At 71.8% G+C, this 13766-nt stretch carries 12 protein-coding genes; 7 read left to right on the top strand and 5 right to left on the bottom strand.

Annotated features, from left to right (window positions below):
• The first annotated feature begins 17 nt into the window (after positions 1 to 17).
• From ABEB12_RS29335 to ABEB12_RS29315, 5 genes are all read left to right on the top strand, one after another.
• On the top strand, positions 18 to 1589 hold the full coding sequence (locus tag ABEB12_RS29335) for an amino acid permease (protein WP_185059820.1): 1572 nt from the start codon (positions 18 to 20) through the stop codon (positions 1587 to 1589).
• 250 nt (positions 1590 to 1839) lie between these two features.
• Positions 1840 to 3090 (top strand): DUF222 domain-containing protein, encoded by a 1251-nt coding sequence (locus ABEB12_RS29330; protein WP_185059819.1) that lies wholly within the window; start codon positions 1840 to 1842, stop codon positions 3088 to 3090.
• Between the two features lie 72 nt (positions 3091 to 3162).
• On the top strand, positions 3163 to 3768 hold the full coding sequence (locus ABEB12_RS29325) for a TetR family transcriptional regulator (protein WP_185059818.1): 606 nt from the start codon (positions 3163 to 3165) through the stop codon (positions 3766 to 3768).
• A 65-nt stretch (positions 3769 to 3833) separates the two neighbouring features.
• Positions 3834 to 5309, top strand: a complete 1476-nt coding sequence (locus ABEB12_RS29320) for an AlkA N-terminal domain-containing protein (protein WP_185059817.1) — start codon at positions 3834 to 3836, stop codon at positions 5307 to 5309.
• Positions 5310 to 5321: 12 nt separating this feature from the next.
• Entirely contained in the window at positions 5322 to 5816 is a 495-nt protein-coding gene (locus ABEB12_RS29315) for a methylated-DNA--[protein]-cysteine S-methyltransferase (RefSeq protein ID WP_185059816.1), read from the top strand.
• Positions 5817 to 5823: 7 nt separating this feature from the next.
• Here the strand turns inward: ABEB12_RS29315 and speB are convergent, their stop codons facing one another.
• The 4 genes from speB to ABEB12_RS29295 are packed head-to-tail and all read right to left on the bottom strand — an operon-like array spanning position 5824 to position 10429.
• The gene (gene speB, locus ABEB12_RS29310; RefSeq protein WP_185059815.1) at positions 5824 to 6816 is read right to left on the bottom strand and encodes an agmatinase; all 993 of its coding nucleotides are present in this window, start codon (positions 6814 to 6816) and stop codon (positions 5824 to 5826) included.
• 9 nt (positions 6817 to 6825) lie between these two features.
• Positions 6826 to 7707, bottom strand: coding sequence for a polysaccharide deacetylase family protein (locus ABEB12_RS29305; RefSeq protein ID WP_185059814.1), 882 nt, complete (start codon positions 7705 to 7707; stop codon positions 6826 to 6828).
• Positions 7704 to 9017, bottom strand: a complete 1314-nt coding sequence (gene codA / locus ABEB12_RS29300) for a cytosine deaminase (RefSeq protein ID WP_221497596.1) — start codon at positions 9015 to 9017, stop codon at positions 7704 to 7706. The genes ABEB12_RS29305 and codA overlap by 4 nt, the downstream gene beginning before the upstream one ends.
• Positions 9014 to 10429, bottom strand: coding sequence for a cytosine permease (locus ABEB12_RS29295; RefSeq protein WP_185059813.1), 1416 nt, complete (start codon positions 10427 to 10429; stop codon positions 9014 to 9016). The genes codA and ABEB12_RS29295 overlap by 4 nt, the downstream gene beginning before the upstream one ends.
• 103 nt (positions 10430 to 10532) lie before the next feature.
• Here ABEB12_RS29295 and ABEB12_RS29290 point away from each other — a divergent pair, with 103 nt between their 5' ends.
• Complete coding sequence (locus ABEB12_RS29290; protein WP_185059812.1) at positions 10533 to 12083, top strand: PucR family transcriptional regulator ligand-binding domain-containing protein; 1551 nt, start codon at positions 10533 to 10535, stop codon at positions 12081 to 12083.
• 44 nt (positions 12084 to 12127) lie between these two features.
• Here ABEB12_RS29290 and ABEB12_RS29285 read toward each other — a convergent pair whose 3' ends face one another.
• Entirely contained in the window at positions 12128 to 12700 is a 573-nt protein-coding gene (locus tag ABEB12_RS29285) for a flavin reductase family protein (RefSeq protein ID WP_345703245.1), read from the bottom strand.
• Between the two features lie 85 nt (positions 12701 to 12785).
• Between ABEB12_RS29285 and ABEB12_RS29280 the strand changes: the two genes are divergently transcribed.
• Positions 12786 to 13685 (top strand): LysR substrate-binding domain-containing protein, encoded by a 900-nt coding sequence (locus tag ABEB12_RS29280; RefSeq protein ID WP_185059811.1) that lies wholly within the window; start codon positions 12786 to 12788, stop codon positions 13683 to 13685.
• Positions 13686 to 13766: the final 81 nt, after the last annotated feature.

Genomic DNA, 13766 nt, shown 5'->3' with positions numbered 1-13766 from the left:
CGTCAACGGAGCCGGCAATGCGCGAGACGACCAAGCGTTCCTCCACCGAAGCCGACGCGGGCGAGCTGCCCCGCTCGATCACCTGGACCGGCGCGTTCTGGGTGGCCAGCGGGGTGCCCGCGCTGGTGCTGTTCTCCATCGGGTCCATCGCGTCCACCACCGGCACCATCTCGGTGCTGGTCTGGGCGATCTCGGTGACCCTGGGCCTGATCCAGAGCTTCACCTACGCCGAGATCGCCGGGCTCTACCCGAACAAGTCGGGTGGCGCCTCGGTGTACGGCGCGATGGCCTGGGTGCCGTACTCCAAGTTCATCGCCCCGGTATCGGTGTGGTGCAACTGGCTGGCCTGGTCGCCGGTGCTGGCCATCGGCGCCGGCCTGGGCGCCGGCTACCTGCTGACCGCGCTGTTCCCGGCGGACGCGGCGATCAACACCTGGTCGGTGCAGCTGGTCGACCTGGGCATGCTGAAGGACGGGCTGGCGCTGCGGTTCAACGCCCAGTTCCTGATCGCGGCGGGGCTGCTGCTGCTGGTGTTTGCGCTGCAGCACCACGGCATCCTGCGCGCGGCGCGGGTGCAGACCGTGGTCGGGCTGGCGGTGCTCATCCCGCTGCTGGTGGTCGGCGTGGTGCCGATGCTCACCGGGGACGTGCTGGCGTCCAACTTCCAGCCGTTCGTGCCGGTGTCCGGGGCCTGGGACAACGCCGGCTGGACGCTGTTCGCCGGCGGGTTGTTCCTGGCCGCGTGGTCGGCGTACGCCTTCGAGACCTCGGTCTGCTACACCAGCGAGCTGCGCGACCCGGCCCGTGACACCCCCAAGGCGATCTTCTCCGCCGGGCTGGCGTGCCTGCTAGTTTACCTGCTGGTGCCGTTCGCCTTCCAGGGCACACTCGGCCTGGACCGGCTGGCCAGCAAGGAGATCGTGGACAACACCGGCGTCGCGGCGGCGATGGTGGACATGGTCGGCGGCGGAGCGGTGATCGGAAACCTGCTCACCGTGATGCTCATCCTGGCCGTGCTCCTCTCCATCATGACCACCATGGCCGGCTCCTCCCGGACGCTCTACCAGGGTTCGGTGGACGGCTGGCTGCCCCGCTACCTCGGCCGGGCCAATCGGCACGGCGCCCCGACCAGGGCCATGTGGACCGACCTGGCGTTCAACCTGGTGCTGCTGCTGATGAGCGACTACGTGTTCGTGCTCGCCGCCTCCACGGTGTGCTACATGATCTTCAACTTCCTCAACCTGAACGCGGGGTGGTTGCACCGGGTGGACAACGCCGACCGGCCTCGGCCGTGGCGGGCCCCTACCGTGTTGATCGGGGTGGGTGGGGTGCTCGCGTTCTTCAACGCGTTGCTGCTCGGCTGGGGCGCCAACGTGTGGGGCGGCGGGGCACTGCTCACCGGGTTGGTGTTCGCGGCGCTGGTCATCCCGGTTTTCGCTTATCGGCACTATCTGCGTGACGGTGGTCAGTTTCCGGCGTCCATGGTGGAGGCTGGAGTGGCGACGGTGAAGAAGGCCGGCGTTCTGCCGTATTTGGTGCTGGTCGGCGGGGCGGTCATGGTGGTCATCGGACAGGTATTGGCCGGCTGATTGGGGTTTCGGGGTGGTTCGGCGCCGCGCTGCGGCGCCGGACCGTTCGGATGTCTCCGACATCCGACGGATCGAAAACCCTTTCTCCACCTTTGTTGTTGGTTCTTTGGACCGGACCACAGCCAGGAAACCCGCTCCAGAAGCCGTGGTTCCGGTTCTGACTTGCGTTCCAAGCCGGGTACGGCACACGACCCACACCTCCATTTCAATCATTTTGCTCAAGCGGCGCAATCTACGCTATCATGAACACATGTTCGAGCTACGCGTTGAAGAAGCGGCCGCAGCAGTGGCCGCCCTCCGCGCGTACCTCGGCACCGCCGACGGCACCACCCAGATCGAAGGGCTCAAAGCCATCGAACGCCTCGGGCGCGACCTGTCACACCTGAGGCTGTCGTTGGTCGCCCGCTTGGACCAGTCGGGGGAGTTTGACCAGCGTTGTGTCACCACCCGCGCCGCGATTGCCGACCTACTGGGCTATCACCCGGGGCGGGCGCGACGCATGGTCGCGGTGGCCCGCGCGGTCTTTCCGACGACCTTGGATGGGCAACCGGTCGAACCGGTCATGCCCGCCACCGCCACCGCGTTGGGTGCCTTCACCATCGACCAGTCGCACGCCGATGTCATCGAGAACCTGTTGAACTCCCCGACCGGGCGGCGGCTGGACCCGGGTGTGTGGCGCGGCGCGGAGAAGCAGCTGGCCGAGTGGGCGGCGACCTGCCGGCCCGATGAAGTACGCCGCCTCGGCACCCAACTGCTGAAAACCCTGGATCAGGACGGCCCGGAACCCGAGGACGAGAAACCACAGCTGAACGAGCTGTACCTGTACCGCTGCCGCAACGGCCAAGGCGGGCGGGTCAAAGGTCAGCTCGACACCCCGACCTTCACCGCCCTGTCTCTGGCGTTGGAAGCACATCGCACCAGCGGCGATGACGACGACAAGTCGCTGCCCGAGCGTGACGCGGATGCCCTCGGCGCCCTGTGCGTCCAGGCACTCAACCACGGGGCCCTACCTGTCCAGGGTGGGGAACGGCCGCATTTCACCGTCATCGTGCAGGAGAAGGACCTGCGGGAACGGATGCGCGGGGCCACCCTCGGACTCGGCTGGGCCACCGCCGCGCAAATCCGCCAACTCGCGTGTGACTGCAAAGTCCTGCCCGTGGTGATGGACGGCAACAGCAAAGTCGTCGACGTGGGGCAGATCCGCCGCACCGTGGATCACTACCAACGCCGCGCCATCGCCGCCCGCGACCGGGGTTGCGCCTGGCGGGGTTGCAACAAGAACCCTCGCCATTGCGAGGTGCACCACATCATTCCCTGGGCGCACGGCGGCCGCACCGACCTGAACAACCTCGTGATGCTGTGTTGGGCGCACCACCGCATGATCCACCACGCCGGATGGGAGATCCGCATCCACAACGGATGGCCCGAGTTCACACCCCCGAAATGGATAGACGCCAGCCAGACACCACGCCGAAAACCCCGAACACCGCTCACCGCATAAAGATGTGGACGGAGTCGCGGGAGTCGCTTTCTAATGACAGTCTCTCCCGGCATCGGTGTACCCTCGGTCGTCATGGAGCCGACGCTGCGCGAGCGCAAGAAGCAACGCGCGCGGTTGGAGCTGGCCACGGCGGCGATGCGGCTGTTCCGCGCCAAGGGGTTCGAGGCCACCACCGTGGAAGAGATTGCCGCGGCGGCCGACTACTCGCCGAGCACCTTCTTCCGGCACTTCGGGTCCAAGGAGGACGTGGTCTTCCTGGACATCCGGGAGGACCTGGCGGCCTTCGAGCGGGCGCTCGAAGGGCGGCCGGCCGGCACGTCCATGTGGCAGCAGATCCGCCAGCACATCCACCTCACCATCGATCGGTTCGGCGAGTCCGGGGCGGAGTTCGAGGCGTCCAGTGTGGCCGTCTGGCTCACCGACCCGGCGCTGCGCGGGCCGTTCCAGCTGTTCTGCGCGGACTGGGAGCAGGTGATCGCGCAGGCCTGGGCGGCGGCGCACGGCACCCAGGACCCGGACGCCGATCTGGAGGCCCAGTTGGTGGCCCGGGGCGTGGTCAGCGCCTGCCAGGCCGCCTTCCACGTACACGTGCACACCGGCGGCGACCTGCAGGAGCTGATCAAGCAGGTGTTCGACGCGCTGGACCGGGGCCTGGACCGGGCGGCGCTGACCGGTTAGGCCACCGATCGGGTGGTGTCGCTTTTCCGCCAGCCAGGGCGCCGGGCAGTGGTAATTCTGTAGGCATGCACTCCCCGCACGAGGACACCGAGCGCTGCGTCCGGACCGTCCAGTCCAAGGATGCCCGGTTCGACGGCTGGTTCTTCACCGCGGTGCTCACCACCGGCATCTACTGCCGGCCCAGCTGCCCGGTGGTGCCGCCCAAGCCGAAGAACATGCGCTTCTATCCCAGCGCGGCCGCCGCGCAGCAGGCCGGCTTCCGGGCGTGCAAGCGCTGCCGGCCGGACGCCAGCCCGGGTTCGCCGATGTGGAACGAGCGGGCCGACCTGGTGGCCCGGACCATGCGGCTGATCGCGGACGGCGTCGTCGACCGGGACGGGGTGAGCGGGCTGGCCCGGCGGCTGGGCTACAGCGTGCGGCAGATCCAGCGGCAGGTGCAGGCCGAGCTGGGCGCGGGGCCGCTGGCACTGGCCAGGGCGCAGCGGGCGCAGACCGCCCGGGTGCTGATCGAGACCACCGCCGTGCCGCTCGGCGAGGTGGCGTTCGCGGCCGGCTTCGCCAGCGTGCGCACGTTCAACGAGACCGTCCGGGAGATCTTCCACCGCACCCCCACCGAGCTGCGGCTGCGGGCCAACCGGGGGCAGCGCTCCAGCGGGGGCGGGTGGCTGAACCTGCGGCTGCCGTTCCGCGCGCCGCTATGCCCGGACAACCTGTTCGGCCACCTGATCGCCACCGCCGTGCCCGGCGTGGAGGAGTGGCGGGACGGGGCCTACCGGCGCACCCTGCGGCTGCCGCACGGGCACGGCGTGGTGGAGCTGCGCCCCATGCCGGAGCACGTGGACTGCCGGCTGCGCCTTTCCGACCTGCGCGACCTGGCCACCGCGATCAGCCGCTGCCGCTGGCTGCTGGACCTGGACGCGGACCCGGTGGCGGTGGACGACCAGCTGGCCGACGACCCGTTGCTCGCCCCGCTGGTGCGCAAGCACCCCGGACGGCGGGTTCCCCGCACGGTGGACCCGGCCGAGTTCGCGGTGCGCGCGGTGCTCGGCCAGCAGGTGTCCACGGCGGCGGCGCGCACCCTGGCCGCCCGGCTGGTGCTGGCGCACGGCGAGCCGGTCGAGGACCCGGACGGCGGGCTCACCCACCTCTTCCCGGACGCGGGCACGCTGGCCACCCTGGACCCGGAGGCGCTGGCCATGCCGCGCACCCGCCGGACCACGCTGACCACACTGATCGGCGCGCTGGCCGGCGGCGAGCTGGAGCTGGGCGTGGGCAGCGACTGGGTGCGCGCCCGGGAACAGCTCACCGGGCTGCCCGGCCTCGGCCCGTGGACCATCGAGACGATCGCCATGCGCTCGCTGGGCGATCCGGACGCGTTCATCCCCACCGACCTGGGCGTCAAACGGGCCGCCGAAGGGCTCGGGCTGCCCGGCAACGCCGCACTGGTCAAGCACGCCAGGGCCTGGCAGCCGTGGCGGGCCTATGCCGTGCAGTATCTGTGGGCCACCGGCGACCACCCCATCAACTCCATCCCGCACTGAGGAGAAGTTCCAGTGTCAGACCGCACGCACACCGTGGTGGACAGCCCGGTCGGGCCGCTCACCCTGGTCGCCACGGACGGCGCCCTGTCCGGGCTGTACATGGAGAACCAGCGGCACCTGCCGCCGGTGGAGACGTTCGGCGAGCCGGACCCGGCGGCGTTCGGCGACGTCCGCGCCCAGCTGGCCGAGTACTTCGCCGGGGAACGGACCGAGTTCGACCTGCCGCTCAACATGGCGGGCACGCCGTTCCAGCTCACCGTGTGGGAAGGCCTCCAGGAGATCCCGTACGGGGAGACGATCAGCTACGGCGAGCTGGCCGCCCGGATCGGCCGCGAGCCGACCGCCAGCCGCGCGGTCGGCCTGGCCAACGGGAAGAACCCGATCAGCATCATCGTGCCCTGCCACCGGGTGGTCGGCAGCACCGGCGACCTGACCGGCTACGGCGGCGGCCTGGACCGCAAACGCCACCTGCTCGACTTCGAACGCCGCTCGACGATGCTGGTCTGACCGGGTTTCAGCGGGCCAGGGCCATCGTGGAGCAGATCTCGTAGGCGACCGTGGCCGCCGCGAGGGCGGTCACCTCGGCGTGGTCGTAGGCCGGGGACACCTCCACCACGTCGGCGCCGACGATCGGCAGGCCGGCCAGCCGGCGCAGCAGGTGCAACAGCTCGCGGCTGGTGAACCCGCCCATCTCCGGGGTGCCGGTGCCGGGGGCGAAGGCCGGGTCCAGGACGTCGATGTCCACCGACAGGTACACCGGGTGGCCGGCCACCCGGCGGTGGATCCGGTCGGCGACCTCGGCCAGCCCGAGCAGGTCCAGCTCGCCGGCCCGGATGATCTGGAAGCCGAAGCGGGCGTCGTCGAACAGGTCGGACCGGTCGTACAGCGGCCCCCGGATGCCCAGGTGGATGTTGGCGTCCGGCGCGAGCAGGCCCTCCTCGTAGGCCCGGCGGAACATCGTGCCGTGGGTGACCGGCGCGCCGAAGTAGGTGTCCCAGGTGTCCAGGTGCGCGTCGAAGTGGATCAGCGCCAGCGGGCCGTGCACCCGGTGCGCGGCCCGCAGCAGGGGCAGCGCGACGGTGTGGTCGCCGCCGATGGTGATCAGCTTGCGGCGGTCGGAGAGCAGCTCACCCGCGTGCCCCTGGATCTGGCCGACCGCGTCGTCGATGGAGAACGGGTTCACCGGCACGTCCCCCGCGTCCACCGCCTGGATGGTGGCGAACGGCGCGATCTCCAGTTCCGGGTGGTAGGACGGGCGCAGGTGCCGCGACGCGGTACGCACGGCCAGCGGGCCGAACCGGGCCCCCGGGCGGTACGAGGTGCCGCCGTCGAACGGCGCGCCCAGAAACGCCACGTCGAAATCGCTGACCCGCTCCACACCGGGCAGCCGGGCGAAGGTGGACGGCCCCGCGAACCGGGGCACCTCGGTGCCGAGCACCGGGCCGATGGGGTGTCCGAGCCGGGGGACCTCGGCGCCGGGCGTTGAGCCGTTCGGTTGTTCGGACACGGTTGCCTTTCAGTCGATTTCCGGGCGGGGGAAGTGGCGCGGTTGGAGGCCGAGCCCCCGGGTGTGCGCGGCGATGTCCGCCAGGGTGGTGATCCACAGCCCGTCCAGCGAGGTCATCAGGTCGATCAGCCGGTCCAGCGCGCGCATCCGGCCGGGCCGGCCGGTGAGGAACGGGTGGCAGGTGAGCACGAAGCAGGCGCCCTCGGCGTGCGTCGCCTCGAGCTCCCAGGACCACATCTCCAGCGCCTTGGCCGGGCTCTCGATCAACCCGCTGCCCACCAGGTCGGGCAGGTAGGCGTACTGCTCCCAGTCGTCCAGCGCCCAGTGCGGCGGGACCTCGACGATGTCGCCCTCACCGACTCCGAGCAGGTACGGGACGTCGCAGTCCATCAGGCTGCTGTCGTACTCGAAACCCCGCTCGACCAGCAGCTCCGGGGTGTGCCGGTTCATCTCCCACATCGGCGCGCGGTAGCCGACCGGCCGCACGCCGGCCACCTTGTCCAGCGCGTCCAGGCCCCGGTCCAGCATGGCGGCCTCGGCCGCCCGGCTCATCCCGCGCACCGACTCGTGCAGGTAGGAGTGATGGGCCAGCTCGTGCCCGTCGCCGGCGATGGCGGCCACCACGCTCGGATACCGCTCGGCGGTGAACCCGGGCACGAAGAAGGTGGCGCGCAGGCCGCGGCGGCGCAGCAGGGCGAGGATCCGGGGCACCCCGGTGAGCGGGCCGTACGCCTGGTGGGTCATCACCATCAGCCGGTCCGCGCTGGCCGGGTCGGCGGTCAGCATCACCGCCTCGGCGTCCAGGTCGAAGGTGAGCGCGGCCGCCGCCCGGTGGCCGTCCGGCCAGGTGATCGGGTCGGCCGGCCGGGTCGCGTCGGTCAGCCCGGTCATGGCGCGTCCCGCCAGCCGGGCTCGCCCCGGCGCTGGAAGTCGATCTCCTCGGTGGCCCCGTCCAGCCAGGTCAGCGCGGTGACCCTGGGTGGGGTGGTGGCCAGGATCCGGCCTCGGGAGACCACGTGCGAGGGCGCCACCTGGCGGCGGACCGCGTCGAACCGGTCGGTGGCCGGCAGCAGCAGGAAGTTGGCCGGGCGGCCTTCCGCCACGCCGTACCCGTCGCCGAGGCCGAGCACGGCCGCCGCCCGGTCGGTGACCATGCGGAAGCACTCGGCGACCTCGGCCGGCGCGGTCAGCTGGGTGGCGTGGGTTCCGACGTGCGCCACCTGCAGCGGGTTGGCGGTGCCCAGCGGGTACCAGGGGTCCATCACGTCGTCCCCGCCGAACGCCACGTTGATCCCGGCCGCGAGCAGCTCCTTCACCTGGGTCAGCCCGCGGCGGCGCGGGTAGCCGTCCAGCCGGCCCTGCAGGTGCAGGTTGACCATCGGGTTGCACACCAGGTTGATGCCGGAACGGGCGATGATCCGGTGCAGCTTCTGGCTGTACGCGGCGTTGTAGGAGCCCATCGCGGTGGTGTGGCTGGCGGTCACCCGGTCACCGAGGCCGCGCCGGTGCGCCTGGGTGGCCAGTACCTCGATGAACCGGGAGTGGTCGTCGTCGATCTCGTCGCAGTGCGCGTCCACCCGCACGCCGTGCCGCTCGGCCAGCTCCACCGCGATCTCCACCGAGCGGACGCCGTCCTCCCTGGTGTCCTCGAAGTGCGGGATGGCGCCGATCACGTCGACGCCCCGGCGCGCGGCCTCGGCGAGCAGCTTCTCCCCGTCCGGGAACGAGCAGATGCCCTCCTGCGGGAACGCCACCAGCTGGAGGTCCAGCACGTCGCGCACCCGCTCGCGCAGGGCCAGCATGGCGTCCAGCGCGACCAGGTCCGGGTCGGTCACGTCCACGTGGCTGCGCACGTGCAGTGCGCCGTTGGCCGCGTACCAGCGCAGCACCTCCTCCGCCCGCCGCGCTACGTCGTCGCCGGTCAGCGTGGCCTTCCGCTCGGACCAGCAGGCGATGCCTTCCCAGAGGGTGCCGCTGGCGTTCCACCGGGGCTGGCCCGCGGTGAGGCAGGTGTCCAGGTGCACGTGCGGTTCCACGTAGGGCGGGGTGAGCAGCGCGCCGGCCGCATCCAGCGTCTGCCTGGCCTCCGGGGCATCGGTGCCGGCCGGCCGGACGGCGACCAGCCTTCCGGCGTCCACGTGCAGGTCGACGGGCCGGTCGCCGTCCAGCGGGCGGGCGCCCCGCACCAGCAGGTCGATCACTTGGCCGCCTCGGCGGGGGCGTCGGTCGGCACGGCCGGGCGGGCCGGGCGTAACGCCAGGTAGACCCCGCCGGCCACCACCGAACCGGCCAGCCAGGACAGGTCGACGCCCCCGATGGCCACGGCGACCGGCCCCTGCAGGAAGGTCGGGATGCCGTACTCACAGGACCAGGTGGCCACCATGCCGACCACGAAGGCCACCAACGCCGGCCAGGAGAAGTCCGGGATGCGCCCGCGCCCCGGCGGGTCGAACAGCGCCGCCACGTTCACCCGCTGCCGGGCCACCCGGTAGTAGTAGATCAGCATGATCGACGCCCACGGGGCCACCCAGGTGACCAGGCCGGCCAGCCAGGCGTCCAGCGCCTCGGCGAAGTTGCTGCGCAGGATCAGGTAGATGGTGAACGCGAACGCCGCCACGCCGACCCCGTAGGACAGCCGGCGCCGGTCCACCGGCCAGTCCACGGTCTGCGCGCACAGGCCGCAGGAGTAGATGTTCAGGATGTTGGTGGCGATCGGCCCGTGCAGCACCAGCAGGATCACCGGGACGGCCAGCGCGCCGAACGCGGACACCACCAGCTCCCCCGGGTCCACCTGCTGGGACACCGTGGCCAGGGTCGCGCCGAAGATGCCCAGCCACACCGTCGGGATGAACTGGCCGAGCACGCTGGCCAGGTAGACCTTGCCGCGCGGCATGTCCGGCGGCACGAAGCGGGAGTAGTCCGAGGCGTAGGCGAACCAGGTGATGCCCCAGCCGATGCCGATCGCGGTCATCACCGTGCTCAGGGCGCTCCACAGCGGGGCGCCTTCCAGGATCTTGCCGGGGTAGTTCCACTGCACACCGGTGCCGGTCCAGGCGATCACCGTCATGGCCAGGAACACCACGAAGGTGACCGGCACCGTCCACCGCTCGAACCGGGCGATCGCGCGGAACCCGACCGCCGCGATCCACACCTGCGCGACCATCAGCAACGCCGCCACGGTGATCTTGAAACCGGTGCCGCCCTGGTAACCCAGCTTGCCGAACAGCGCGACCACCAGGTCCAGGATGATCCAGGTGTTCACCGCGCACCAACCGGCGGCCAGCAACCCCTGCAGCACCGCCGGCAGGTAGGCACCGCGCCGGCCGAAGGCGCCCCGGGAGAGCACCATCTGGCTCACCCCGGTGCGCTGCCCCATCAGCACGAACAGCCCGAACACGGCCATGCCGACCAGGTTGCCGAGGACCAGCACGGCGATCGTCTGGCCCAGGCTCAGGCCCAGGTGGATGCCCAGTGCGCCGAGCACCCAGTTGATCGGGGCGAGGTTGGCGCCGGCCCAGATCCAGAACTGGTGCGCGGCGGTGGACGTCCGGGCCTCGACCGGGACCGGTAACAACGAGTGTTCGGCAACCTCGGTGGCTTCGAGGGATGTCATGGCCGCCTCCAGGCATTCGGTGTACTCATCGTGGGCGCGGCGTGGGCGTGGTCACAATGTGCAAAGTGTCAGTAGTCTGGGCCGGGCTTATGGACGGAGTGTCGTGTCGATCGTGCTGGCGGACGTGCTGCGTAACCCGGTCTTCCTGCGCACGAAACCCGACCTGGCGGTCGGCGAGGACCAGCTCGGTCGGCGGATCCGCTGGGTGCACTCCACCGACGTCTTCGAGGCCGCGTCCCTGCTGCGCGGCGACGAGCTGCTGCTCACCACCGGCATCGGGCTGGCCGGCGCGGACGCGCAGCGCCGCCGCCGCTACGTGCGCGGGCTGGCCGAGATCGGCCTCGGTGCGCTGGCCCTGGAGCTGGGCTGGGTGTTCGCCGAGCTGCCGCCGGACATGGTGGACGAGGCGGCCGAACGCGGCCTGCCGTTGATCGCGTTGCGCCAGCTGGTGCCGTTCGTGGAGATCACCGAGTCGGTGAACTCGGCCATCGTGGACTCCTCCATCGTCGGGCTGCGCTTCGCCGACGCGCTGTCCCAGGCGCTGTCCGACGCGCTGGCGCACGGCGCCACCGCCGAGGTGCTGCTGGCACGGCTGGGCGAGCTGGTCCGCGCGCCGGCCATGCTGATCGGCCCGGACGGCGCCCCACTGTGCTGGACCGGAGACGGGACCGGTGGCGCCGACGCGCCGCCCAGCTCGGCCGAGCTGCTGGACGGCGGCGGCTGCGGAGCCACGGTCAGCGTGGACGGCGTGCCGTTCGCCACCCTGGTGGTGGGCAAACCCGGCGCGCAGAGCCGCGATGTGGTGCGCGACGCGCTGGACCGGGCCTGCCCGGCGTTCGCGTTGCAGCTGCTCAGCGACCGGGCCGGGCTGGCCACCCGGCTGCACGCCAGCCGCCAGCTGCTGCACCGGCTGGCCGCCGCCGACGCCTCGCCCGGCGCGTTGCGCGCCCTGGCCGGCGCGGTCGGGTTGCCCGTCGAGGGGTCCGACTACCTGGTCGCGCTGGTGGACGGCGGGCAACCGCGCGGCCCGGCACTGCTGCGCGAGGTGGCCGCCCGGCTGGGTGCCCGGCACGCGGTCACCGCGCTGGACGAGCAGGCGGTTCTCCTGGTCGCCGTTCCCACCGGCTCGGTCTCCGCGCCACCGCTCGACGACCGGGTGGCCGACCTGCTGGCCGGGCTGCTCCCCCGCACCGAGCAGCCCCGGGCCGCGGTGGGGCCGGTGGCCACCGACCTGGCCGGCGCGGCGGCCAGCCTGCGCCAGGCGCGGGCCGCGCTGCGCGCCGGCGGGGTGGTGCCCGGCACCGGACCGGTCGCGGTGGCCAGCCGGCTGACCGCCGAGCGGATGCTGCTGGACCGCCCAACCGCCGAGCTGGACCAGCTGGTCGCCGAGCACCTCGGCGGCCTGGTCGCGCTGCCCCCGCCGCGGCGCGAGGAGCTGCTCGCCACCCTGGAGAGCTACCTGGACACCGCCCGCTCCAAGGCCGCCACCGCCCGCCGGCTGCGACTACACCGGCAGACCCTCTACCAGCGGCTGCGCCGGATCGAGCAGGTGCTCGGCCGGGACCTGGACGACCCCCGGATCGCCACCGGCCTGGCGCTGGCCGTGCGCGCCTGGCGCATCCGGTCGAATGTCCCAGTCACCCGGGACCCGTGAGTGGCGAGTAGCGCTATAGCGTCACTCGCCACTCACGGGTCGGCTCACCGCCGGGCGCCCAGGCGGTTGGCGGGGTGGGCGTCCGGGAAGTTGGGAAATGAGGACGGCTCGTGTCGGGCCGGGCGGGCGTAGTCGCGGTCGGCGTAGAGCAGCGGCACGGCGGCCCCCGGCGACCCGGCCACGTCCAGCGCGGTGACCCGGCCGAGGAGCACGTGGTGGGTTCCGGCGCGGACGATGTCGTGCAGCTCGCAGTCGAACCAGGCCAGCGGGTCCACCAGGCGGGGCGAGCCGGAGGGTGCGGCGGTCCAGTCCCCGCAGCTGAAGTCCCAGCGGTCCTTGCCCGGCCAGGGGCGCCCGGCAAAGGTGTCCGCGACGTGGTCGTGGTGGGTGGCCAGTGCGCTCACACAGAACCGTCGGCCCCGCGTCACGGCGGCCACCAGCGGGCTGCGCTCGTGCACACAGGCCAGCAGGATGGGCGGCTCGGCGCTGACCGAGCACATCGCGCTCACCGTCTGCGCGGTCCACTCCCCGACCGAGCCGTCGCCCGAGGCGCCGACCACGGTCACCCCGGTGGCCAGTTTGCCCATCGCGGCCAGGTAGCTCGACGCATCGACCATGCGCCTCAGCATCCGGCGCGAGCCGAGCATCGGTCCAGCGCATCTTTTACTCTCTATGCATCGGTTTTGCCGATAACCTGGCCCGATGGCCAACTTCACGCTGATCCAGCTGCGCTACTTCGTCGCGGCGGCCGAGCTGGGCAGCATGACGGCGGCCGCGCGGCGACTGGTCATCTCCCAGTCGGCCATCTCGACGGCGGTGGGCCAGCTGGAGCGGGAGCTGGGCGTGCAGCTGCTCATCCGGCACCACGCCAAGGGGCTCACCCTCACCCCGTCCGGCGAGCACTTCCTCGCCTCGGCGCGCGGCCTGCTCCAGCACGCCGAGGAGGTGTCCGACGGCGCGCACGGGCTGGGCCGGGCGCTGGCCGGCGAGCTGGTGGTCGGCTCGTTCACCACGTTGGCCCCCTTCCACGTGCCGCGCCTGCTCGCCGACTTCTCCGAGCACCACCCCCGGGTACGGGTGGCCGTGGTGGAGGGGCAGACCGCCCAGCTGTGCGCCGCGCTGCACCGGGGCGAGATCGAGCTGGCCCTGCTCTACGACCTGGACCTGGACCCGGAGATCGAACGCGAGCCGCTGGCCCTGGCCCCGGCGTATGCCCTGGTCGCCCCGGACCACCGGCTGGCCGCCCAGGGTGAGATCCACCTGGCCGAGCTGGCCGAGGACCCGATGGTGCTCCTGGACATCCCGCAGAGCACCGAGTACTTCCGCTCGCTGGCCATGTCCGCCGGCTTCGAGCCGAGGGTCAAGCACCGCACCGGCAGCTACGAGGCGGCCCGCTCGCTGGTCGCGGGCGGGCACGGCTGGTCGCTGCTCAACCAGCGCCCGGTGCACGACACCACGTACAACGGCGGGCGGGTGGTGGCGCTGCGACTGCGCGACGGCTTCGCGCCACTGGAGATCGTGCTGGCCAGCCGCCGGGGCGTCCGGCCCACGGCCCGGGCGCTGGCCTTCGCCGGCCGGGCGCGCGCCGTCTTCAAAGCATAAGAAAAACAGATCCAGGACGCCAGTTTTCCGCGCTGTACAGATAGTCGCTGGCAGCTCAAGGTGAGTCGAGTTCGCAACGGC

It is taken from the genome of Actinospineispora eucalypti, from assembly GCF_039543365.1.
Classification (GTDB): Bacteria; Actinomycetota; Actinomycetes; order Mycobacteriales; family Pseudonocardiaceae; genus Pseudonocardia; species Pseudonocardia eucalypti.
Note: the sequence above shows the minus strand (reverse complement) of the source record. Positions and strands in the feature narration are given on the sequence as shown.